Consider the following 21,593-nt stretch of genomic DNA (forward strand, 5'->3'; position numbering starts at 1 on the left):
GCACGATCACGTGCGGCAGCCCCATCGTGCCCAGCGCGCACGACACCAGCACGGACAGCACCCCCGGCAGCGACGGGTCGCCCGCCCCCGCCAGCCCCGGCGGCCCGGCCCGGTAGGCCCCGTCGAACCAGGCGACGGGCCAGGTGCCGGCCATCCACCAGCATGCCGCGCCCACGCCGACGAACACCGCCAGCTTCAGCCAGAACTGCGCGGCCTGCACGCTCGTCACGCTGCCCAGCCCGCCGGCCCACGCCACGCCCAGCGCCGCCGCCGCCACGGCCGCCCAGCCCAGCCACGGCGGCAGCCCGGTCAGCAGCCGCACCACCACCCCGGCGGCGTGGAACTGGGCGACCATCAGCGCCAGCCCGACGACGAGCACCAGGCAGGTGGTCAGCCGCCGCAGCCGCACCGAGCCCAGCCGCCACTGGGCGAAGTCCGGCAACGTGTACGTCCCCGACCGCCGCAGCGGTGCGACGACCAGCGCGAGAAGCACGACGAACCCGGCCGCGGCCCCCGCCGGGTACCACAACATCGGCGAGCCGTTGGTGGCGATGAGCCCGGCCGTGCCCAGGCAGGCGGCGGCCGAGGTGGTCTCGGACGTGATCGCCGCGCCGTTCCACCAGGGCGGGACCGCCCTGGCCGCCACGTAGAAGTCGCCGGCGCCGCTGGAGCGGCGTGGCCGCGCGGCGCCCGCCATGACGGCCAGCACCAGCACGAAGGCGGCCCCGGTCAGCACCGCGACCGTCATCGTTCCAGCCGCTCCGCCCACCTGAGCTGCCACACCGACAACCCCACCCAGGCCCCCTGGACGGCCACCGACAGCGCCACCCACACCCACGGGTCGGGCAGCCACGCGGCGGCGACCGGCACGCCCACCAGCAGCCCGGCCACGGCGGCCACCGTGCGCAGCGCCCGCCGCAACTGCAGGCCCACGATCGCCGGCACGTCCGTCGGGGCCGGGCCCCGCCCCCCGGAACGCCCGGCGAGCCGGTGCACCACGGCCGCGGGCCGGGCCGACAGGCGCCCGATCACGGTGGCCCCGAGCGCGGCGGGCCGCCGCGACACCACCACGCGCCGCCGCCCGGCCGCCGGGCGGCCGCTCACGAGATCGCGCCCCGGTGCTGGCGGACGAGCTGCTCGCGCACCTGCCGGCTGTGCCGCCTGCTCACCTGGAGCGTCTCGGTGCCGACGGTGAGCGTCACCCGCCCGCCCTCGAACCTCAGCTCGCTGACGTGCCGCCCGGAGACGAGCGTGCTGCGGTGGATGCGGATGAACCCGGAGTCGGACCAGCGCCGCTCCAGCGCCGCCAGGGACATGCGGACGAGATAGCTGCCGTCGACGGTGTGCAGGCGCACGTAGTCGCCCTTGGCCTCGGCGAACCAGACGGCCTGCTGCGGCACGAACCGGGTGCGCCCGCCCAGCTCGACGGGGATCACGTCGTCGGGGCCCAGCTCGACGGCCGGGGACGTGGCGGCCTCCAGCCGGCGCACCGCCTCCGACAGCCGCTCGGCCCGGACGGGCTTGAGCAGGTAGTCGACCGCCTCCAGCTCGAACGCCTGCACCGCGCACTCCTCGTGCGCCGTGACGAACACCAGCTTCGGCGGGCTGGGGAAGCCGCCGACCAGCCGGGCGAGGTCGAGCCCGTCGAGGCCGGGCATCCGGATGTCGAGGAACACCCCGTCGAGCCGCTCGCCGCCGCCGATCATCTGCACCATGTCCTGCAGCGCGGTGACGCCGTCGGCGGCCGTCATGACGTGTTCGATTCTGTCGTCCTGGCGCAACAGGTAGGCGAGCTCCTCCAGAGCGGGCACTTCGTCGTCGACGGCCAGGACTCTCAGCATGTCCACCACGCTGTCGTATGAAAGCAGAGGTGGCAAGCGCCACGCCAGCGTAGCGTAATTATTTGACTACAGAGAGCTGAGTTGCGTCTTCGGCACCCGCAGCCGCACCTTCGTGCCCGCGCCGAGCGCCGTCTCCACGACGAGGCCGTAGCCGTCGCCGTAGATCTGGCGCATGCGCAGGTCCACGTTCGCCAGCCCGATGCCGTTGCCCTCGCGCGCCGGGTCCTCGTCCAGCATGCGCCGGGCGCACTCGGGGTCCATGCCGGCGCCGTCGTCCTCGACCGTGATGTGCGCCTCCGGGCCCGCGTCGCGCACCACCACGCGGACCTCCCCGGGGCCGCCGCGACCGGCCATGCCGTGCTTGATGGCGTTCTCGACCAGCGGCTGCAGGCACAGGAACGGCACCGGCACCGGCAGCACCTCCGGCGCCACCTGCATGCTGAAGCGCAGCCGGTCGCCGAAGCGGGCGCGTTCCAGCAGCAGGTAGCGGTCCACGCAGGTCAGCTCGTCGGCCAGGGTGGTGAAGTCGTGGGCGCGGCGCAGCGCGTACCGGGAGAAGTCGGCGAAGTCGAGCAGCAGTTCGCGGGCGCGCTGCGGGTCGGTGCGGACGAACGAGGCGATCGTGGTGAGCGCGTTGTAGACGAAGTGCGGCGAGATCTGGGCGCGCAGGGCGCGCATCTCGGCCTCCAGCGCGCGCCGCCTGGAGGCGCCGAGTTCGGCCAGCTCCAGTTGCCCGGAGACCCAGCGGCCGACCTCGGAGACGGTGCGCACGAGCGCGGCGCTCACCTCGTCGTCGAAGGCGGCCAGCGTGCCCACCACGGTGCCGTCCACGGTCAGCGGCACCACCACCGCCCCCTGAGGCCCCTCGGGGAACACCTGGGCGCGCCCGGCGGACAGCGCGGCGCGGGCGTAGGTGAGCACGTCGTCGGTGCACGGCCCATCCCAGGCCAGCGCGGCCTCGGTGGAGGTGATGGCGACGGCGGAGGTGCCGAGCAGGGTGCGCAGATGCCGTACGGCCTTACGGGCGGAGTCGCGGTCGAGCCCCGCGCGCAGGGCCGGGGCCGCCATCGCGGCGGTGTGCAGCGTGGTGAACGTCGCATCGCCCGGCCCGCGGCCCTCCGGCACGGGACGTCGGCGCCATGGCACGCGGGCGAGCCCGAATCCCAGCAGGAAGGTCACAGAGCACAGCGCCACGCACGCGGTGGTCAGCATGCTGGAAACCGTAACCAATGACGGAGCGTGTCCGGGGCGAAACCCGGAGTTGCGTCAGGGCGGGCCCTCTCCGGGTTCCTCCTGGTAGGAGTAACGCTGCTCGCGCCAGGGATCGGCCAGGTTGTGGTAGCCGCGCTCCTCCCAGAAGCCTCTGCGGTCTTCGAGGAGGTATTCGATGCCCCGCACCCATTTGACGCTCTTCCACGCGTACAGGTGGGGCACCACGATGCGCAGCGGGTAGCCGCGCTCGGGGCTGAGCGGCTTCTCGTCCAGTTCCGTGGCGAACAGCGTGCCGGGCGCGGTGAGGTCGGACATCCGCAGGTTGGCGCTGTAGCCGTACTCGGCCCAGATCATCACGTGGCGCACGCCCGGGTCGGGCGGGGCGGCGGCCAGGATCGTGGCCGGGGTGACGCCGCGCCACTCGTTGCCCATGAGGGAGAACTTGGTGACGCAGTGGAAGTCGGCGAGGCGGGTGTCGCGCGGCAGCCGCTCGAAGGCGTCCCAGGCGAGGCAGTGCTCCTCGCCCGAGGCGGTGGCGCCGAACACGCGGAAGTCCCAGCGGTCCGGCCGGAACGCGGGGACCCGGCCGTAGTGGATCACGGGGCGGCCGCGCGGGACGTACTGGCCGGGCGGCAGGCGCGGCTCCTCCATGATCACTCCCCTCACCGATCTCGCGTCTTGGGCCATCCTGCCATCGGACCGTTCGTGCCTCGCCAGTGGGTGCGGTGCGGTAGCATTACGGCTTATGCGCACCGCGTTCCTGTTTTCGTATGGCGACGGACCCGACTCCGTTCGCCATCTGACGCTGCGGTAGCAGACAGGCGAGCGAAGGCCCCGGGTCCGACAGGACCCGGGGCCTTCTGCGTTTTTCCGGCAGTTTTCGCAGGCAGTTCACAGTTTTTCGCAGACGGTTCCGTAGAAGGGGAGCGAGCAGATGGTGATCGTGATGAGGTCCGAGGCCACCGGCGCCGACGTCGAGGCGATCGTGTCCGTCGTCCGGACGGCCGGGGTGGAGGCGTTCGTCAGCAGGGGCGTGCAGCGCACGATCGTCGGCCTGGTCGGCGACGTGACGCAACTCGACGCGACGAGCCTGCGGGGCATGGCGGGAGTGCGTGACGTGATGCGCGTGTCCACGCCGTACAAGCTGGTCAGCAGGGAGAACCATCCGGAACGTTCCACCGTCCACGTGGGCGGCGTGCCGATCGGCCCCGACACCGTGACGCTGATCGCGGGGCCGTGCGCGGTGGAGACGCACGAGCAGACGCTCGCCGCGGCCAGGATGGCGCAGAGCGCGGGCGCGGTGCTGCTGCGGGGCGGGGCGTACAAGCCGCGCACGTCCCCGTACGCCTTCCAGGGGCTGGGCGAGAAGGGCCTGCGCATCCTGGCCGACGTACGGGAGGAGACGGGTATGCCGATCGTGACGGAGGTCGTGGACGCGCGCGACGTCGCGACGGTCGCCGCCTACGCCGACATGCTCCAGGTCGGCACCCGCAACATGCAGAACTTCGCGCTGCTGCAGGAGGTCGGCGCGGCGGGGCGGCCCGTGATGCTCAAGCGCGGCATGACGGCCACGATCGAGGAGTGGCTGATGGCGGCCGAGTACATCGCCCAGCGCGGCAACCTCGACATCGTGCTGTGCGAGCGGGGGGTGCGGACGTACGAGACGGCCACCCGCAACACGCTCGACGTGTCGGCCGTGCCGGTGGCCCAGCGCCTGTCGCACCTGCCGGTGATCATCGACCCGTCGCACTCGGGCGGGCGGCGTGACCTGGTGCTGCCGCTGACCCGCGCGGCCATCGCGGTCGGGGCCGACGGTGTGATCATCGACGTGCACCCGCGGCCCGAGCAGGCGCTCTGCGACGGGCCGCAGGCTCTGGTGGACGCCGACCTGGGCGAGCTGGCCCAGATCATGACCGACTTCCCCGCGCTGCTCGGCAAGGCCCCCGCCACCGTCTGACCGGCCGTCCGCCCCCGGTGAGCCGGGGGCGGACGCGTCAGAGGGTGTACTCCTGGATGGAGTCGGCGAGCTGGACGCACAGTTCCTCGGCGTCCAGCCGCTTCTCGATCAGCTTGAGGTCCTCGATCTTGGCCCGGGTCTCGGCGCGCTTGGGCGCCAGCAGCGAGCAGCAGTCCTCGTCGGGCAGCTCCGAGATCTCCAGCGTGCCGATGCGCCGGGCCTCGGCCATGATCTCGGTTTTGTCCCAGCCCACCAGGGGCCGCAGGATCGGCAGCTCCACGGCGTTGTCCTGGGCGGTGATGTTGGCCAGCGTCTGCGAGGAGACCTGCCCGAGCGCGTCGCCGGTGATCAGCGCGGCGGCGCGGATGCGGTGGGCGACCTCCTCGGCCGTCTTCAGCATCAGCCGCCGCTGGGCGATCACCGCCAGCCGGTCCTGGCCCGAGCTGCGGATCGACTGCTGCGCCTTGCCGAACGGCACCACCCACAGCCGCGAGCGGCCCTGGAACCGGTCGAGCTTCCTGACCAGCGCGTACGCCTTGTAGATCGACTCGGACGTGGTGAACGGGATGCCGGAGAAGTGCAGGAAGTCGACGTGCAGGCCGCGCCGCATCATCCGGTACGCGGCCACGGGCGAGTCGATGCCGCCCGACATGAGCACCAGGGCCCGGCCGCTGCTGCCGACCGGCAGGCCGCCCTGGCCGGGGATGCCGCCGGTGAAGACGAACACCTCGTCCCTGTCGACCTCGATGAACACCGTCAGCTCGGGGTTCTTGAGGTCGACGGGCAGGCCGTACTCGTCGTTGATGGCGCCGCCCACGAGGCGGTCGAGCTCGTTGGAGCGCAGGGGGAAGCGCTTGTCGCGGCGGCGCGAGCGGACCGCGAAGCGGGCGCCCCGCTTGGCCTCCTCGCTCTCGCCGGCCAGTTCGAGGCCGGCCTTCAGCACGGCGTCGGGGTCCTTGGCGACCCGCCAGGCGCGGTGGATCCAGACCAGCCCGGGGACGTCGGCCACGCGCTGCGCGACGGCGTCGGCCTGCTCGGGGGTGGCGCCCTGGGGCAGGAAGATCGCGACCACGCCGTGCCGCCTGCGCACGTCGACCTGGATGCCGACCGTCTGGAGGGCGTGGCGGATGTTGGCGATCAGGCGGCGTTCGAACAGCTCGCGGTTCTTGCCCTTGAGGACGATCTCGCCCAGCTTGAGCAGTACGCACGGCTCGCCCAGGGCGGACATCGTCATGGTGGAACCTCCGGGGAAAGGGTGGGAGAGCGCGGCGGTCGGTGTAGGGAACGCCGCGACCACCCGAGTTTAGTCCGGCCGGGTCTCGTGTGCGGTCCGGCGGCCGACCCTCCGGAAGCCATGAGACCCTCTCATGTTCTCGACTCGCAAGTTTACCGATAGTTCGGGTATCCATGCGAAAGGGACATCCGGGATGGCACAATCCGGGAACCCCTAAATGGCAAGGAACCGAAGATGACTTCCGCTGTTGATCATTTCACCTACGGATTGATCACGCCGTTGCTCGCCTACGTGATGTCCTGCATCGGCTCGATGCTCGGGCTACGGCTCACCGCGCAGGCGCACGCCTCGCGCGGCGGCGCCCGCGTGCGCTGGCTGCTGGGCGCGGCCATCTCCATCGGTGGCACGGGTATCTGGGTCATGCACTTCATCGCCATGATGGGCTTCGAGGTGGAGGGCACCCAGATCAAGTACGACGTCTGGTTGACCGTGGCCTCGGCGATGGTGGCCATCGTGGTCGTCGGCACCGGCCTGCTCCTGGTCTCCTACGGCGGCGGCCGGCTCCTGGCGCTGCTCGGCGGCGGCCTGCTGACGGGGCTCGGCGTCGCCTCCATGCACTACCTCGGCATGTACGCGATGAACATGTCCGCCCACGTCTCCTACGACCGGATCACCGTGGCCGCCTCCGTGGGCATCGCCGTGGTGGCCGCGACCGTGGCGTTGTGGTTCACCCTGCGCGTCAAGAAGCCGATCTGGATCACCGCCGCCGCCCTCGTCATGGGCGTCGCGGTCTCCGGCATGCACTACACCGGCATGTACGCCATGCACGTCTCGGTGGACGCCGATCCCGGCATGGTGCCGGGCGCCGACGCCCTCGACTTCCTCGTGCCCCTCATGACCGTGATCAGCCTGATCACGCTGACCATGCTGCTCATGGTGATCCTGTCGCCGTCGGAGGAGGAACTGCACGAGGACGCGGAGCTGGTGGCCAAGCTGGAGCTGCGCCGCCGTACCGCCCAGCAGGAGCAGCTCACCTACCCCGCGCCGGCACCGCGTCACCAGCCGGCGCCGGCCCGGCGAAGGTAGTTGCGCAGCCGGCATCTCCCTGCCCATACTCCCTTATCGGTGCATAAGGGATGGGTGGGGCATGTCGCCGATCGATCATTTCTCTCTCGGGGTGCTGACACCCCTGCTCGCGTACGTCATGTCGAGTGTGGGCTCCATGCTGGGGCTGCTGCTCGCCTCGCGCGCGCGGGTCGCCGGCGGGCGTGAGGCCTGGTGGTGGCTGGCCGGCGCGGCCTTCGCGATCGGCGGCACCGGCATCTGGACCATGCACTTCATCGCCATGCTGGGCTTCTCCGTGCACGGCTCGGTGATCCGCTACGACGTCCCGCTCACCGTCGCCTCCGCGCTCATCGCGATCGTCGTCGTGGGGGTGGGGCTGTTCCTGGCCTACCACGGCAGGGGACGGCCGGCCTACCTGCTCGGGGGCGGCGTGCTGACCGGGCTCGGCGTGGCGAGCATGCACTACCTCGGCATGGCCGCCATGAACGTCTCCGGCCGGATGTCCTACGACCCCGTGCTCGTCACGCTGTCGGTGCTGATCGCGGTGGCGGCGGCCACGGCGGCGCTGTGGTTCGCGCTGCGGGTCAGCGGGGCGCTCAGGATCGGCGGGGCGGCGCTGGTCATGGGGGTGGCGGTGGCGGGCATGCACTACACCGGGATGTCCTCGATGTCGGTCGCGGCGCACGCCGACATGGTGCCGCTGGACGGCGCGAAGGCCGTCGACTTCCTGCTGCCGCTCATCGTGGGCATCAGCGTGATCACCGTGGGACTGCTGCTCACCGTGATCCTCTCTCCCTCGGAGAAGGAACTGCGCAGCGAGGCGGAGTTCAGGCAGCGGCTGCGCGAACGCGACGAGGGCGTGCCGGAGGTCGATCTCTTCGGCACGCCCCGCGGTTGAGCTATGTGCTGGGTACGGCCTGCGCCACAAGTGGGCCGCCTACTCGCTGCGGCGCAAGCCGTACCCTGAGGGGGTTGTAGCGGTAACCCCGCTGACCCAAAAGTACGGCCGCCCGCTTGCAAGCCGCTTTCAGCGCGTTAACCGAAGAAAACCTCGGCTTCGGCGTAGCGCTCCACCGGCACGGTCTTCAGCTCGGCCGTGGCCTCGTCGAGCCCGACGCGCACGATGTCGGTGCCGCGCAGCGCGACCATCTTGCCGTAGTCGCCCTCGTGGGCCGCGTCGATCGCCTGGAGCCCGAACCTGGTCGCCAGCACCCGGTCGTAGGCGGTGGGCGTGCCGCCGCGCTGGATGTGGCCGAGCACCGTGGTGCGGGCCTCCTTGCCGGTGCGCTTCTCGATCTCCTTGGCCAGCACCTCGCCGATGCCGCCCAGCCGGACGTGGCCGAACGCGTCGAGGGTGCCCGCCTGCAGCTCCATCTGCCCCTCGACGGGGTGCGCGCCCTCGGCGACCACGATGATCGGCGAGTAGCGGGTGCGGAAGCGGGACTCGACGTACTCGCAGACCTGGTCGATGTCGAACGGCTTCTCCGGGATGAGGATGACGTTCGCGCCGCCGGCCATGCCCGCGTGCAGCGCGATCCAGCCCGCGTGCCGGCCCATGACCTCGCAGATCAGCGCCCGGTGGTGGGACTCGGCGGTGGTGTGCAGCCGGTCGATGGCCTCCATCGCGATGTTGACCGCGGTGTCGAAGCCGAAGGTGTAGTCGGTGCCCGACAGGTCGTTGTCGATGGTCTTGGGCACGCCCACGACGTTGACGCCGCGGTCGTACAGTTGTTTGGCGACGCCCAGAGTGTCCTCGCCGCCGATGGCGATCAACGCGTCGACGCCGGTGGTCGCCAGGTTCTCCTTGATCCGGTCGACCCCGCCCTCGATCTTTATCGGGTTGGTCCGGGAGGAGCCCAGAATGGTGCCGCCGCGCGGCAGGATGCCACGTACGGCCTGGATGTCGAGCGGCATCGTGTCGCCTTCGAGGGGACCGCGCCAGCCGTCACGGAATCCGACGAACTCATGGCCGTACGCGCTCACCCCCTTACGCACCACTGCCCTGATCACGGCGTTGAGCCCGGGGCAGTCGCCGCCTCCGGTCAGCACTCCAATACGCATGGCGGGTTCCTCCCAGATAGGGGTCACGAACCAGACCTTGATGTCAGACTCGCATTGTGCCCGGCATCACACGCAGTGGTCTAGACCAAACGCGTGTCCGGAAATCTAAACCCGCGCCGGACCGAAACGACTGCGGAAATTTCCCGGGCGTGTCGGGCACTTCTGCTGGGACAACTGGGGCGGAAGTGACAGTTGTCCCAAAAAACGGGCAGATCATCTTCAGCGGCGGACGAAATTCACGCCGTATTTTCGGGCCCGGAACGTCCGGCCGTCACGACTCCCGGCCGGTCGCCGCGCGGCCCGCGGGGCCCTGGGCGAAGCGGTGCAGCAGGTTCAGGGTGGCCCGCCGGGTGAAGGCGGCGGCCGAGTCGGTGACGCCGTGGCCGCACCGCCGGCCGCGCAGCGCGCACACCCACCGCATGGTGCCGGAGGCGAACACGCCGGCCCCGCTCGGCGCGACATAGTACGTGCTGTGCGAGACGCTGGCCCGGCCCCCGCACGAGAACGGCGACTCGGCCAGCACCCGGACGCCGGCCGGCGAACCCCCCGACACCCGGTCGGTCTCCACGCCGAGCATCCCGGGGAAGCGCCGCCCCTTCGTGCCGTCGAAGATCCAGTGACCGGGACGGCTCACCCGGTAGACGCCTTCCGCCGGGAAGCAGTCGTACATCTGCCCCACCAATGAGCTCTCGGGCTTCGACGCCCGCCACAGCTCGCAGACCCGCTCCTTGTCGCAGACGACCTGCCTGCCGTTCATGGCAATGCGCCAGTAGACGGCGTTGGCGCCGAGGAAGGCGAGGTTCGCGCCCTGGTCCCTGGCCCGGGTGACGGCCCTGCGCATGCCGGGCGACCAGTACTCGTCGTGGCCGAGGGAGACCACCGCGCTGGCCCCGTCGAGCGCGCCGGGCACGAGGTCCAGGCTGGTCAGGTACGCCAGCCGCGCCCCGCTCCGCTCGGCCAGGGCCAGCGCGTCCTTCTCGAAGTCGAGGAAGAGCCGGGCGCCGCTGCCGTCGTAGGGACGGTCGAAGGAGACCGCGCGCGAGCGCCCGCCGAAGCCGCCGGGCCCCTTGTAGAGGCTGCGCCCGCCCCACAGGTTGTACGCCTGCCACGTCGTGACCGCGTTCACGATCACCACGCGCCCGGCGGCGGAGGCCGACCGCACGGTGACGGGGACGTAGCGCTGGGCGCCGGTGGAGGCGTCCAGCCTGATGAGGTAGGCGCCCTCGGGCCAGCCCGTGGTGTCCACGGTCAGCGACGGGGCCCAGTGGGTGGCGGTCACGGTGCCGTTCACGACCCGGGCCGGCGCCTGCCGGGTTCCCCGGATCCGGGGGGACTCCCACACCTTGGCGGGGTTGGCCCCCATGCGGAAGGCCAGCGCGGTGTAGCGCGGCGCGGTGGTGGAGACGTGCAGCCGGAACCGCTCGCCCGGCAGCACGCTCACCCGGTCGGCGTACCCCTCGATCTCGTGCTCGGCGCCCTGCCGGGTGATCCGCCAGGACTCCCGCACGTCCGCCCCCGGGTCTGCCTCGACGGCGGCGGAGGCCGGAGCCGAGGTGGACGGCGGCGCGACCGGGGGAGCGGCGGGCGGCCCGGCGGAGAGCGGCGGCGCGCCGCAACCGGCGGCGAGCAGGGCGAGGACGAGCAGGATCTTACGCACGAGGCCATGCTCACGACCGCCCCCCGCCAGGAGCCCCGACTTGGCGAACTGCTTACGTGATCAGCACGCATCCCGGGCTGTCCACCCCGTACGACTGCCCGTCCGGCTCGGGGACGCCGTCGCGCAGCCGGAAGGAGGAGACGGTGTCGGCGCGCTGGTTGGCCACGTACATGCGCGCGCCGTCGATGGCGAAGTGCCTGGGCCAGTCGCCGCCGCAGGGCACCTCGGCCACCGGCGACAGGTCGGCGGCGCGCAGCACGGCGATCGTGTTCGGACCGCGGTTGGCGACGTAGACGAAGTCGCCGTCGAGCTGCAGGTGGGAGGGGAAGTTCTCGCCCTCGTGCCGGGAGGCGCGCACGACCGTGCGGCGCTCGCCCTCGATGAGCGTCACGGTGGCGGCCAGTTCGCCGGCCACGAACAGGCGGGAGCCGGAGAAGGCCAGGTGGCGCGGGCCGGTGCCGGGGGCCAGGGTGATCGGCTCCAGCGGGGTGCCGTCGAGGCGGTAGCGGCGGATCTCGTCGGTGCCCAGGTCGGCGATGTGCAGCAGGCCGTCGTGGAAGACCGCCTGGTGGGCGTGTGAGCGCTCCTGGCGCTCGGCGTCCGGGCCGGAACCCTCGTGGCGCAGCACGATCGGCTCCCCCGTGAACGCGCCGCGCTCGTCGAGCCGGTAGAGGGTGGCCGTGCCGTCGCCGTAGTTGGCCGCCGCGAGCAACTGCCCCTCGGGGTGCACGGCGACGTGGCAGGGGCTGTGGCCCTCGCTGGGGCGCTCGTCCAGCGGGGCGAGCGCCGGCCCGTCGGCCAGGAACGCGGTGAGCCAGCCGCGTTCCAGTTCGCCCGCGGCGTACAGCACCGGGAGGGAGGGGTGCGCGGCCAGGAACGTCGGCGACGTCACGCGGGCGAGCCCCTGCCCTTCCCCGGCGTCGAGGGTGACGATGCCCGGGCCGTATCCGCCTATCCGCACGTACTTCACAGTGGCGATTCTCCTATGGTTGACTACAGCAATGAGTTCGTTGACAGAGGCAAAGGTCTCTGAGGTCCGCGCCTTCAACCGGTTCTATACGAAGGTGATCGGCGCGCTCCAGGCGGGGATGCTCGATTCGCCGTACTCGCTGACCGAGGCGAGGGTGCTGTACGAGCTGGCGCACCGCGACCGGATGGAGACCGGCGAGCTGCGCGGGCTGCTTGGCCTGGACGCCGGCTACCTCAGCCGGATCCTGGCGCGCTTCGAGAGCGACGGGCTGGTCACGCGGGAGCGTTCGGCGGCCGACGCGCGCAGGCAACTCGTCCGGCTCACCCCCCTGGGGTCCGAGGTGTTCGCGACGCTCGACCGGCGCTCCGCCGAGGAGATCAGGGGCCTGCTCGGCGGCCTGCCGGAGGAGGACCAGCGGCGGCTGGTCACCGGCATGGCGACGATCAGGGGCATCCTCGACGGCGACGGGGCCACGGCGCGCGAGCCGTACGTCATCAGGCCGCCGCGCACCGGCGACCTGGGCTGGGTCGTCTACCGGCACGGCGTGCTCTACAGCGCCGAGTACGGCTGGGGCACGGAGTTCGAGCGGCTCGTCGCCGGGATCGTGGCCGGCCTCGACTTCCCGCGCGACGCGGGCTGGATCGCCGAGGTGGACGGGGAACGGGCCGGCTGCGTCTTCTGCGTGCGGCAGGACGACACCACGGCCAAGCTGCGGATGCTGCTCGTCGAGCCGTCCGCCCGGGGCCTGGGCCTGGGGCGGCGGCTCGTGGCGGAGTGCCTGCGCCACGCGAGGGCCGAGGGGTACGAGCGGATCGTGTTGTGGACGCGCGACTGCCTGGCGAGCGCGCGGCGCATCTACCAGGCAGCCGGGTTAGAGCTGGACTCGGAGGAGAAGGGGATGGAGGGCGGGGTCGAGGTCGTCGAGCAGATGTGGTCGCGCGACCTCTAGGTCACTACCGGCGCGGGGCGGCCGGCCGATCCCTCGGCCACCAGTTCAGCGGGCCCGCCAGGCGCATCAGGCTCGGCACCAGCACCGCCCTGATCACGGTGGCGTCCACCAGCACGGCCACCGCCATGCCGACGCCCAGCATCTGCACGAACGTCACCGACGCCGTCGCGTAGGCGGCGAACGAGAGCGCCAGGATGCCGCCCGCCGCCGTGATCAGCGGCGCGCCCGACTGCAGGCCGGTGGCCACGGCCGACTCCGTGTCGCCGGTCCTGTCGTACTCCTCCTTGATCCGCGACAGCAGGAAGACCTCGTAGTCCATCGACAGGCCGTAGGCGACACAGAGCATCAGGATCGGGATGCTCGGGTCGAGCGTGCCGGTCGGGGTGAAGCCGAGCAGGCCGGACAGGTTGCCGTCCTGGAAGATCCAGACGATGGCGCCGAACATCACGCCGAGGCTCAGGACGTTCAGGATGGTCGCCTTGACGGGGATGACGACGCTCCTGGTCATGAGGAACAGCACGACGAACGTCACGCCCAGCATGAGCGCCAGCACCAGCGGCAGCCGGTCCACGACGGAGGAGCGGTAGTCGGACAGTTCGGCCGGGTAGCCGCCGACCAGCACCTCGAAGGGCGGCTCGACCGTGCGCACGGCCTCGACGAGGCGCACGGGGTCGTCGGCCAGCGCCGCCGCCGACGGGACCACCGACAGCCAGGTGCCCCGGCCCTGGCTCTGGAACCGGGCCTGGTCGCCGTCGCCCACGCGGGCGCCGGCCGCGTACGAGCCCGCGGCCGAGTCCACCTGGGCCACGCCCGGCAGGCGGGACAGGCTCGCGGCGTAGGCGGAGACGTCGCCGGTGGCGGCGTCCCTGGAGACGAGCTGGATGGCGTCGGTCTCCTCGGCGGGGAAGAACTGGCGGATGACCTCCTGGGTCTGCCGGGAGGCGGCCTCCGGCGGCAGGATGCGATCGTCGGCCACGCCGAAGCGCAGGCCCAGGAAGGGCGAGGCGAGCAGGAGCAGCAGCGCCGTGGCCAGCCCGCCGAACACCAGCGGACGGCGCATCACCCGGGTGGCCAGCCCGTGCCAGAAGCCGTCGGGGCGCTCGGGCCGCACCCGCTTGGGCAGCATCGTCCCGCCGAAGGCCGCCAGCGCGGCCGGCAGCACGATCACCGCCGCGACCAGGCCGCCGAGCACGACCGCGATCCCCGCGTAGGCGAAGGAGCGCAGGAAGTCGAACGGCAGCGCGAACAGCACCGACAGCGACGCGGCCACGGTCAGGCCGCTGAACAGCACGGTCTTGCCCGCGTGCTCGACGGCGCCGGCGACCGCGTCGGCCCGGCTCGCCCCGCGCGCGCTCTCCTCTCGGAAGCGCTGGATGACGAACAGGCAGTAGTCGATGCCCAGGCCGAGGCCCATGGCCAGGGTCAGGTTGAGGGCGAAGGTGGAGATCTCGGCGACCAGCAGGACGCCGCTGAGCAGCGCCAGGCCGACCACCATGGCGTACACGCCCGCCAGGATCGGCACCAGGGCCGCCATCGCGCGCCGCTGGTAGAGCCAGAGCAGCACGAACGCCAGCGGGAAGATGACCAGCTCGGCCCGGACGAAGTCCTGCCTGGCCAGCGGCACGGTCTCCCTGAACACCTCCTCCCCTCCCCCGGCCCGCACCTGGAGCAGGTCGTCGCCCGCGGTGATCTCGGGGACCAGCCTGGGCAGGACCTGGGCGCGCACGTGATCGGCGTCACCGGGGATGCGCACGACGATCAGCGCGTGCCGGCCGTCCGCGCTGCGCAGGGTGGCGGGCTTGCCGCGGGTCCAGTAGGAGGCGGACTCGGCCACGCCCTCCTCACGGCCGACGCGCTCGGTCAGCGCCCGGCCGGCCGCCTCGACCGCGGGGTCGTCCACGGTGCCGGCCCGCGCCGTCACCAGGAAGATCATGTCGGGGCTGCCGGTGCCGAACCGCTCAGTCAGCTCGGCCTGCGCCCGGTCGGACTCGGACCCAGGAGCCTCGAACCGGGCCAGTGACAGCCCCGACGCCGCCCCCGCCGCCAGCACGCCGGCCCCGATCAGCAGGACCAGGGCCAGCGAGAGCACCAGCCGGCGGCGGCGGACGAGCAGGTGGCCGAGCCGGCGCAGGACCGGCTCGGCCGGGGCCCGGCGGTCCGGGCGGAGCCCGGTGCCGACCGCCGTCATCGCTCGAGTCCCAGGGCCGCGGTGACCAGGCGTTCGAAGTCCTCCTGGCTGTGCTCGCGGTGCAGGTCGTACAGGAACCGGGCATCCCCGCCCACCAGCCGGTGGTACGCGGCGTCGGGGGCCTCGATCGCGGCGGCGATCTCGTCCGCGACGTCCTGCGGATCTCCCTGGCCGGCCAGCGAGCGGTCGAACGCCGCCCAGAACCGCTCGTGCTCGCCCCGGTCGCGGTGGTCGGCGGTGAACGCCTCGGCCCAGCGGGAGCGGGCGCGGATGGAGGTGCCGAAGTTGCCGGGGGCGATCACGACCACCCGCAGGCCGTACGGGGCGAGCTCGAAGCGGAGCACGGCCGACAGCGACTCCAGGGCGGCCTTGCTCGCCGAGTACGCGCCCTCGTAGGGCACGCCGACCGTCCCGGCGATCGACGAGACGTTGACGATCACGCCGCCCGGCTTCATCCGGGGCGCGAGCGCCCTGGTCAGGCGGGCGGGGCTGATGACGTTCGTCTCGAACTGGGCGCGCAACTCCTCGTCCGACAGGGTCAGCACGGGGCCGCGCAGGATGTATCCGGCGTTGTTGACCAGCGCGTCCAGCTCGTCCTCGACGGCGGGGACGGGCTGCGTGACGTCCAGGCGCCGCACCTCCAGGGGCAGGCCCTCGCCGGCGGCGGCGCGGCGCAGGCGCTCGGCGCCCTCGGAGCCCGGGTCGCGGACGGTGGCCAGCACGCGGTCCCCTCTCCTCGCCAGGGTGAGTGCCGTGAGCAGGCCGAAGCCGCTGGCGCACCCGGTTACGAGCACGGTTCTCATGGGGTTCTCCCGGGAAACTCGGTAAACTACTCGCGTTCTGCTTCCGGAAACAGAAATACAAGTAAATGCTCGTATTTGTCAACGAGGAGACCCATGGCTGAGCGCACGGTCCGTCGGCAGGCGCGCGGCCTGAAGCGCATGGCCGAGATCCTCGACGCCGCCGAGCAGGTGATCGCCGACGTCGGCTACCCCGACCTGACCACCAACCAGGTCGCCGCGCGGGCCGGCATGTCACCGGGATCGCTGTACCAGTTCTTCAGGAACAAGGACGAGATCCTCGACGGTCTCGTGGCCCGCTACACGGTCGACCGGCAGGAGTTCTGGGCCGCCCGGCTGGCCATGGTCACGCCGGAGATCCCGCTGGAGGCGCTGGTGGCCCAGCTCGTGGACGAGAGCGTGCAGTTCAAGAGCGCGTCACCGGCCTACTGGTCGCTGCTGTACGGGACGGCGACCGGCGACCAGTTCGCGGCGGCGTCGCAGCGGCTGCACGAGGACATCGCGCGGCACCTGTCGGGCATGCTGCGCCGCCGCTCGCCCGAACTGCCCGAGGAGCGCGCCGAGATCATGGGGACCATGGCGCTGGCCATGGTGAAGGCGGTGATGCCGATGATCACGTCGTCGGCGCCGGAGCGGTCGGCCGAACTCGTGGACGAGCTCAAACACATGCTCGTGCGGTACCTGAGCTGACCGGACCGACTCTTGATGGGCCCCTGGCCGCTCGGGCTCAGGGACGGAACGGGCCGGCGACCTCGAACGTGTGCCCTTCCGTACGACCGCGCCGGGCCGAGAAGTACAGCCGCGCGCCGTCGGGCGAGAAGGCCAGCCCGGTCAGCTCGGCCCCGTCGTGCCCCTCCAGCCGCAGGAACGGCGTGACCGCCCGGTCGGGCGCGATGACGTCGATCTCGGCGCGGTCTCTGGCGACGTACAGATCGCCGGAGGGGGCGGCGGTGATGGCCCGCACGCCCTCGCAGAGCCGGTCGAGCGACGTGGTCTGCGCGTCGTAGGCCCACAGGCCGGTGTCGCCCTTCGTGGTGAAGTAGCACACGCCGCCCGCGTAGTGGCAGCCGTCGCCGCCGTCGAAGTGGCGGGCGCCCTCGACCTGGTGGCGGGCCTCCTTGAGCAGGGCGGCCGGCGACGGCACGGCCTGCCAGCCGCCGGAGGCGCACAGCACCTCCAGGGTGCCCTCCGTCAGGTCGCCCCAGTCGCCCGGCCGGAAGCGGTAGAAGCAGCCGTCGGGCTCGTCCTCGGTCATGTAGATGACCCGGCGCTCGGGGTCGCAGGCGGCGGCCTCGTGCTTGAAGCGGCCCATGGCCAGGCGGGGACGGCCGGCGCGGGCGCCGTAGGGGTCGCACTCGAAGACGCGGCCCCGGTGGCCGAGCTCGCACGACAGCCAGGTGTGCCACGGCGTGGCGCCCCCGGCGCAGTTGAGGTCGGTGCCCGACAGGATGCGGTAGGCGTCGGCGATGCTGCCGTCGGCGCGGAAGCGCAGCGCCGACGCGCCGCCGAGCAGGGGCAGCTCGGAGTTGGACACGTAGATCCAGCCGCCGCCGTCGGGAAAGCAGGCACCGCCGTCGGGGGCCGCGTGCCAGGTCAGGCCGGCGACCTTGTGCCCGGAGCTGGCCACGACCCGGCCGGCGAAGCCCGGGGGCAACGCCAGGCCGCCGGGGCCGGCCAGGCCGAGCGGACCGTACGGGCTGACGCCGCCCGACACGAGCGGGCCCGTGCGGAGGAGAGTCTTGCGCGACATCGTGGGGCCTCCCTCTAGGTGCCACGCTAGTCGACCGCACCGACATGAATGGCAGGGACTCGCGACATCAAACTCTGCGCAAACCCCGATTCCGGCTGCTCCGGCGGCCCGGCCCGCACCCCGTCCGGCCCTCCGGCCGCCCTGTGCCGGGCCCCCTGGACAGGCACGACACGCACGGGTCCGGGGGTGGATCCGGCAGACGAAAGCCCGGGCACCCGCGGCCCGGGCCCTCCTCGCGGTGATCAGCGCTGGGCCTGGAACATCCAGTGCTGCTTGTCGATGTCCTGCGCCACGGCGATCAGCAGGTCCTGACTGACCGGGTCGGGCTGCTCGGTGGCCCGGATGCGCTCGTACATGCGCTTGCTGATGCCGTCGAGGGTGTCGGTGATCGTCGCCAGCACCTTCCCGTCCTCCATCCAGCCGCCTTCGGGCTGCTGGAGCTTGGTGGAGCGGGCGACGGTGGCGGCGCGGCCGTCCGGGTTGGCCCCGAGGGCCACGGCGCGCTCGGCGATCGTGTCCATGTGGGCCCTGGCCAGCGCGACGACCTCGTCGAGCTGGAGGTGGATCGGACGGAAGTGGGCGCCGATGAGGTTCCAGTGCGCCTGCTTGGCGACCAGTGACAGGTCGATGAGGTCGACCAGGGCCCCCTGGAGGGCCTCCGCAACGGTGGTCCTGGCGTCGCCCGAGAGTGGGCCGGTGATCGTAGCCATGTCCTACTTCCTCCCCTTCGGTCGGAATTTACACATGGGAGAACCACATCCGTGGACCCGTTCTTCCTGTCATTGACAGTGCAACAGTGACAGTGTCATTGTGGAGATATGAGTGACACCTGGACGATCGGCGAGCTGGCCGAGCACGCGGCGCGGACGCTGCGGGCCGGTGCGCCGCCCCCTGCCAACGGGCGCGTCCGCGACGTGCCGGGAGAGCGGCTGATCAGGTGGTACACGACGATCGGGCTGGTGGACCCGCCGCTCACCCGGCGCGGCCGGGTCGCCCGATACGGACGGCGGCACCTGCTCCAGCTCGTGGCCGTGAAACGGCTGCAGGCGGCCGGGCGGTCGATCGCCGAGATCCAGGTGGCGCTGGCGGGGGCCACGAACCAGACACTGGAGGCGGCGGCCCTGCTGGACACCCCGCCGTGGCCGGACGGCGGCGCCCTCCCCCTGGATGACCACCTGACAGACGGGCACACGGCGGGAGAGCCCCGGGTGACTCCTGAGCGTGGCGGGCCGGGCGGCGGCGAGCCCGTCCGAGGGCGCTTCTGGACCGAGCGACCCGCAAACGACCCGCCGCGCGGAGCGGACGTGGCCCGGGGTGCGGTGGTGACAGGGGTCAGGCTGGGTGACGGGGTGCGGCTCGTGCTGGACGCGGGCCGGACGCCGTCCGAGGAGGACGTTCAGGCGGTGCTGGCGGCGGCGGGACCGCTGCTCGCGGTGCTCGAGGAGAGGGAGCTGACATGAGGATCACTTCGCTGGAGCCCGCGCGGTGCCTGCCGGTGCCGGACGCCGGGTTCGGCGCGCTGCTGACCGAACGCGGCAACCTGCCGCTGGAGAGCGTGGACGTGAACGCGGACATCTCGGGCCTGATCGCCGGGGTCGAGGTCACGCAGGGGTTCCGGAACCCGTTCGACGTCACGCTGGAGGCCACGTACGTCTTCCCGCTGCCCGACAGGGCGGCCGTGACCGGCTTCCGCATGGAGGCCGACGACCGGGTGATCGAGGGCGTGCTGAAGGAGCGCGGCGCGGCCAGGGCCGACTACGACCGGGCGCTGCGCGAGGGCCGGCGGGCGGCGATCGCCGAGGAGGACCGCCCGGACGTGTTCACGATCAGGGTGGGCAACATCCTGCCCGGCGAGCGCGTCTCGGTGCGGCTGACCATGAGCCAGCCGCTGCCGTACGAGGACGGCGCGGCCACGTTCAGGTTCCCGCTGGTGGTGGCCCCGCGCTACATCCCGGGCAGCCCGCTCGACGGCCCGCCGGCCGGTGACGGCACGGCTCCCGACACCGACGCCGTGCCCGACGCGTCGAGGATCAGCCCGCCGGTGCTGCTGCCGGGCTTCCCGAACCCGGTGCGGTTGTCGCTGACCGCCACCGTGGAGGCGTCCGGGCTGGAGCTGCGCGAGCTGGCCTCCAGCCTGCACGTGGTCGAGGAGGACGGCCGGACCGTGCGGTTGCGGCCGGGCGAGCGGCTCGACCGGGACTTCGTGCTGCGGCTGTCGTTCGACGCCTCGACGTCGTTGCAGCTCGACGGGCGGGACACGTTCGCGCTGACCGTGCTGCCGCCCGAGCCGGCGGGCGCCAGGACGCCGCGCGACCTCGTGCTGCTGCTCGACCGCTCGGGCAGCATGAGCGGGTGGAAGATGATCTGCGCCCGCCGGGCCGCCGCGCGCATCGTGGACACGCTGACGCCGCAGGACAGGTTCGCGGTGCTGACCTTCGACACGGTGGTGGAGCAGGCGTTCGAGGGGCTGGTGGCGGCGTCGGACCGCAACCGGTACCGGGCGGTCGAGCACCTGGCCCGGGTGGACGCCCGGGGCGGCACGGAACTGCTGGAGCCGCTGCTCCAGGCCATCGCCCTGCTCGACGCCGAGAGCGGGCGCGAGCGCGTCGTGGTGCTGGTCACCGACGGGCAGGTGGGCAACGAGGACCAGATCCTGGAGCGGGCGGGCGGGGCGCTGTCGGCCATGCGCGTGCACACGGTCGGCATCGACCGGGCGGTGAACGCGGGCTTCCTCGGCCGGCTGGCCGGGATCGGCGCCGGGCGGTGCGAGCTGGTCGAGTCGGAGGACCGGCTGGACGCCGCCATGGACCACATCCACCGCCGGATCGGCGCTCCGCTGGTCACCGACCTGTCGCTCACGGATCTCGCCGTCGAGCCGGAGACGGTGACCCACCTCGGCTCGATCTTCCCGGGCGTGCCGCTGCGCGCGTACGGGCGCTACCACGAGGGCTCCTCCGTCACGGTACGCGGGATCGCGGCGGGCACGCCGTGGCAGGAGCGGGTGGACGGCGTGACCGTGGACAACCCGGCCCTGCGCGCGGTGTGGGCGCGGGCGCACCTGCGGGAGCTGGAGGACCGCTACGCCATGGGCGAGCACGACCTGGAGCCGCGCATCGTGCGTACGTCGCTGGAGTACGGCGTGTTGTGCCGGTTCACCGCGTACGTGGCCGTGGACACCAGGCAGGTCGCCGGTGAGGGGCCCGAGCACCGGGTCATCCAGCCGGTCGAGCCGCCGAGCGGCTGGGAGCTGCCGAGCGCGGCGCCGATGGCGTTCGGGGCCAACGTGATGCTGGCGGCGGCCCCGGCCGCGGCGCCGATGGTCCGGATGCGCGCTCCGGGGCTCGGGCAGTCCGGCCTGGACCAGGGATTCGTGGGCACCGGTGCGCCGGAGGGCGAGTCTCCCGTGGCCGGCGGCCCGCCGCCCTACGGCGCGCCCGGCGCGGGGCCGGTCCTGCCGCCCGCTCCGCCGGTGCCCGGCGGGGGCCTGCGCGGGCGCAGGCCCGGCGGACGCGGGGGCGGCGGAGCGGCTCACCGGCTGGATGCGGTGCTGCCGCAACTGGTCGCCGAGCTCGACCGGCTCCACGCGCTTCCCCTGCCCGACCTGCTGTACCTGGCGGATCTGGGCACCCGGCTGGCGGCGCTGGCCAGGTTCCTCGGGGGGAGCGCGGAGCTGGAGGCGCTGGCCAGGGAGCTGGAGGCGGCCGAGCAGCCGGGCGCGGACGCGCGGACGCTGCACGACCACGCCGTCGCGACCCTGACCGCACTCGTCGGCCGCGACACCCCACCTCCCGGCCCTTCGGAGCAGGGGCCCTCGACCGGCGGCCGACGCCCCTTCTGGAAGCGCCCCTGACGCCCGCGCCGCACCCGACCGCCCGGCGGGGTGCCGGGCGGTCATCGCGGTCAACCCGC

Annotated in this window: 19 protein-coding genes and 1 pseudogene; 7 read left to right on the forward strand and 13 right to left on the reverse strand. The window is 72.5% G+C overall.

Annotated features, from left to right (window positions below):
• The 5 genes and pseudogenes from FAF44_RS35200 to FAF44_RS35220 form a co-directional block, all read right to left on the reverse strand.
• Window positions 1-748, reverse strand: a pseudogene (locus FAF44_RS35200) (cation acetate symporter); the annotation flags it as partial.
• Entirely contained in the window at window positions 745-1,104 is a 360-nt protein-coding gene (locus FAF44_RS35205; RefSeq protein ID WP_237107669.1) for a hypothetical protein, read from the reverse strand. The gene FAF44_RS35205 and the pseudogene FAF44_RS35200, both read right to left, overlap by 4 nt.
• Window positions 1,101-1,841 (reverse strand): LytTR family DNA-binding domain-containing protein, encoded by a 741-nt coding sequence (locus FAF44_RS35210; protein ID WP_237107670.1) that lies wholly within the window; start codon window positions 1,839-1,841, stop codon window positions 1,101-1,103. The genes FAF44_RS35205 and FAF44_RS35210 overlap by 4 nt, the downstream gene beginning before the upstream one ends.
• A gap of 66 nt (window positions 1,842-1,907) precedes the next feature.
• Complete coding sequence (locus FAF44_RS35215; RefSeq protein WP_237107671.1) at window positions 1,908-3,053, reverse strand: sensor histidine kinase; 1,146 nt, start codon at window positions 3,051-3,053, stop codon at window positions 1,908-1,910.
• A gap of 54 nt (window positions 3,054-3,107) precedes the next feature.
• A complete protein-coding gene (locus FAF44_RS35220; RefSeq protein WP_237107672.1) occupies window positions 3,108-3,704 on the reverse strand; it encodes a molybdopterin-dependent oxidoreductase in 597 nt (198 codons plus the stop codon).
• Between the two features lie 283 nt (window positions 3,705-3,987).
• Here FAF44_RS35220 and aroF point away from each other — a divergent pair, with 283 nt between their 5' ends.
• Window positions 3,988-5,010 carry a 3-deoxy-7-phosphoheptulonate synthase gene (gene aroF, locus FAF44_RS35225; RefSeq protein ID WP_237107673.1) on the forward strand — a complete coding sequence of 341 codons (1,023 nt, stop codon included), beginning with the start codon at window positions 3,988-3,990 and terminating at the stop codon, window positions 5,008-5,010.
• A 37-nt stretch (window positions 5,011-5,047) separates the two neighbouring features.
• Here the strand turns inward: aroF and thiI are convergent, their stop codons facing one another.
• The gene (gene thiI, locus FAF44_RS35230; protein ID WP_237107674.1) at window positions 5,048-6,244 is read right to left on the reverse strand and encodes a tRNA uracil 4-sulfurtransferase ThiI; all 1,197 of its coding nucleotides are present in this window, start codon (window positions 6,242-6,244) and stop codon (window positions 5,048-5,050) included.
• 234 nt (window positions 6,245-6,478) lie between these two features.
• Here thiI and FAF44_RS35235 point away from each other — a divergent pair, with 234 nt between their 5' ends.
• Together FAF44_RS35235 and FAF44_RS35240 are read left to right on the forward strand one after the other, a co-directional pair.
• Window positions 6,479-7,330 carry an MHYT domain-containing protein gene (locus FAF44_RS35235; RefSeq protein ID WP_237107675.1) on the forward strand — a complete coding sequence of 284 codons (852 nt, stop codon included), beginning with the start codon at window positions 6,479-6,481 and terminating at the stop codon, window positions 7,328-7,330.
• 61 nt (window positions 7,331-7,391) lie between these two features.
• The gene (locus tag FAF44_RS35240) at window positions 7,392-8,207 is read left to right on the forward strand and encodes an MHYT domain-containing protein (protein WP_237107676.1); all 816 of its coding nucleotides are present in this window, start codon (window positions 7,392-7,394) and stop codon (window positions 8,205-8,207) included.
• Window positions 8,208-8,344: 137 nt separating this feature from the next.
• Here the strand turns inward: FAF44_RS35240 and FAF44_RS35245 are convergent, their stop codons facing one another.
• From FAF44_RS35245 to FAF44_RS35255, 3 genes are all read right to left on the reverse strand, one after another.
• Entirely contained in the window at window positions 8,345-9,370 is a 1,026-nt protein-coding gene (locus FAF44_RS35245; protein WP_237107677.1) for a 6-phosphofructokinase, read from the reverse strand.
• 271 nt (window positions 9,371-9,641) lie between these two features.
• Entirely contained in the window at window positions 9,642-11,027 is a 1,386-nt protein-coding gene (locus tag FAF44_RS35250; RefSeq protein WP_237107678.1) for a N,N-dimethylformamidase beta subunit family domain-containing protein, read from the reverse strand.
• A gap of 52 nt (window positions 11,028-11,079) precedes the next feature.
• On the reverse strand, window positions 11,080-11,997 hold the full coding sequence (locus tag FAF44_RS35255; RefSeq protein ID WP_237107679.1) for a beta-propeller fold lactonase family protein: 918 nt from the start codon (window positions 11,995-11,997) through the stop codon (window positions 11,080-11,082).
• A gap of 31 nt (window positions 11,998-12,028) precedes the next feature.
• On the opposite strand from FAF44_RS35255, the gene FAF44_RS35260 reads away from it, so the two are divergent.
• Complete coding sequence (locus FAF44_RS35260; protein WP_237107680.1) at window positions 12,029-12,946, forward strand: helix-turn-helix domain-containing GNAT family N-acetyltransferase; 918 nt, start codon at window positions 12,029-12,031, stop codon at window positions 12,944-12,946.
• Between the two features lie 4 nt (window positions 12,947-12,950).
• Here the strand turns inward: FAF44_RS35260 and FAF44_RS35265 are convergent, their stop codons facing one another.
• Both FAF44_RS35265 and FAF44_RS35270 read right to left on the reverse strand, forming a co-directional pair.
• Window positions 12,951-15,134 (reverse strand): MMPL family transporter, encoded by a 2,184-nt coding sequence (locus tag FAF44_RS35265; protein ID WP_237107681.1) that lies wholly within the window; start codon window positions 15,132-15,134, stop codon window positions 12,951-12,953.
• Window positions 15,131-15,937 carry an SDR family NAD(P)-dependent oxidoreductase gene (locus tag FAF44_RS35270; protein ID WP_237107682.1) on the reverse strand — a complete coding sequence of 269 codons (807 nt, stop codon included), beginning with the start codon at window positions 15,935-15,937 and terminating at the stop codon, window positions 15,131-15,133. Before FAF44_RS35270 ends, FAF44_RS35265 begins: the two co-directional genes overlap by 4 nt.
• A gap of 93 nt (window positions 15,938-16,030) precedes the next feature.
• Between FAF44_RS35270 and FAF44_RS35275 the strand changes: the two genes are divergently transcribed.
• Window positions 16,031-16,624 (forward strand): TetR/AcrR family transcriptional regulator, encoded by a 594-nt coding sequence (locus tag FAF44_RS35275; RefSeq protein ID WP_237107683.1) that lies wholly within the window; start codon window positions 16,031-16,033, stop codon window positions 16,622-16,624.
• Window positions 16,625-16,661: 37 nt separating this feature from the next.
• Here FAF44_RS35275 and FAF44_RS35280 read toward each other — a convergent pair whose 3' ends face one another.
• Window positions 16,662-17,684, reverse strand: a complete 1,023-nt coding sequence (locus FAF44_RS35280; protein WP_237107684.1) for an alkaline phosphatase PhoX — start codon at window positions 17,682-17,684, stop codon at window positions 16,662-16,664.
• A 242-nt stretch (window positions 17,685-17,926) separates the two neighbouring features.
• Window positions 17,927-18,394, reverse strand: coding sequence for a Dps family protein (locus tag FAF44_RS35285; protein WP_237107685.1), 468 nt, complete (start codon window positions 18,392-18,394; stop codon window positions 17,927-17,929).
• Between the two features lie 108 nt (window positions 18,395-18,502).
• On the opposite strand from FAF44_RS35285, the gene FAF44_RS35290 reads away from it, so the two are divergent.
• On the forward strand, window positions 18,503-19,144 hold the full coding sequence (locus FAF44_RS35290) for a helix-turn-helix domain-containing protein (RefSeq protein WP_237107686.1): 642 nt from the start codon (window positions 18,503-18,505) through the stop codon (window positions 19,142-19,144).
• Complete coding sequence (locus tag FAF44_RS35295; protein ID WP_237107687.1) at window positions 19,141-21,534, forward strand: VIT domain-containing protein; 2,394 nt, start codon at window positions 19,141-19,143, stop codon at window positions 21,532-21,534. Before FAF44_RS35290 ends, FAF44_RS35295 begins: the two co-directional genes overlap by 4 nt.
• Window positions 21,535-21,593: the final 59 nt, after the last annotated feature.

Source organism: Nonomuraea sp. MG754425 (genome assembly GCF_021699195.1).
GTDB lineage: Bacteria > Actinomycetota > Actinomycetes > Streptosporangiales > Streptosporangiaceae > Nonomuraea.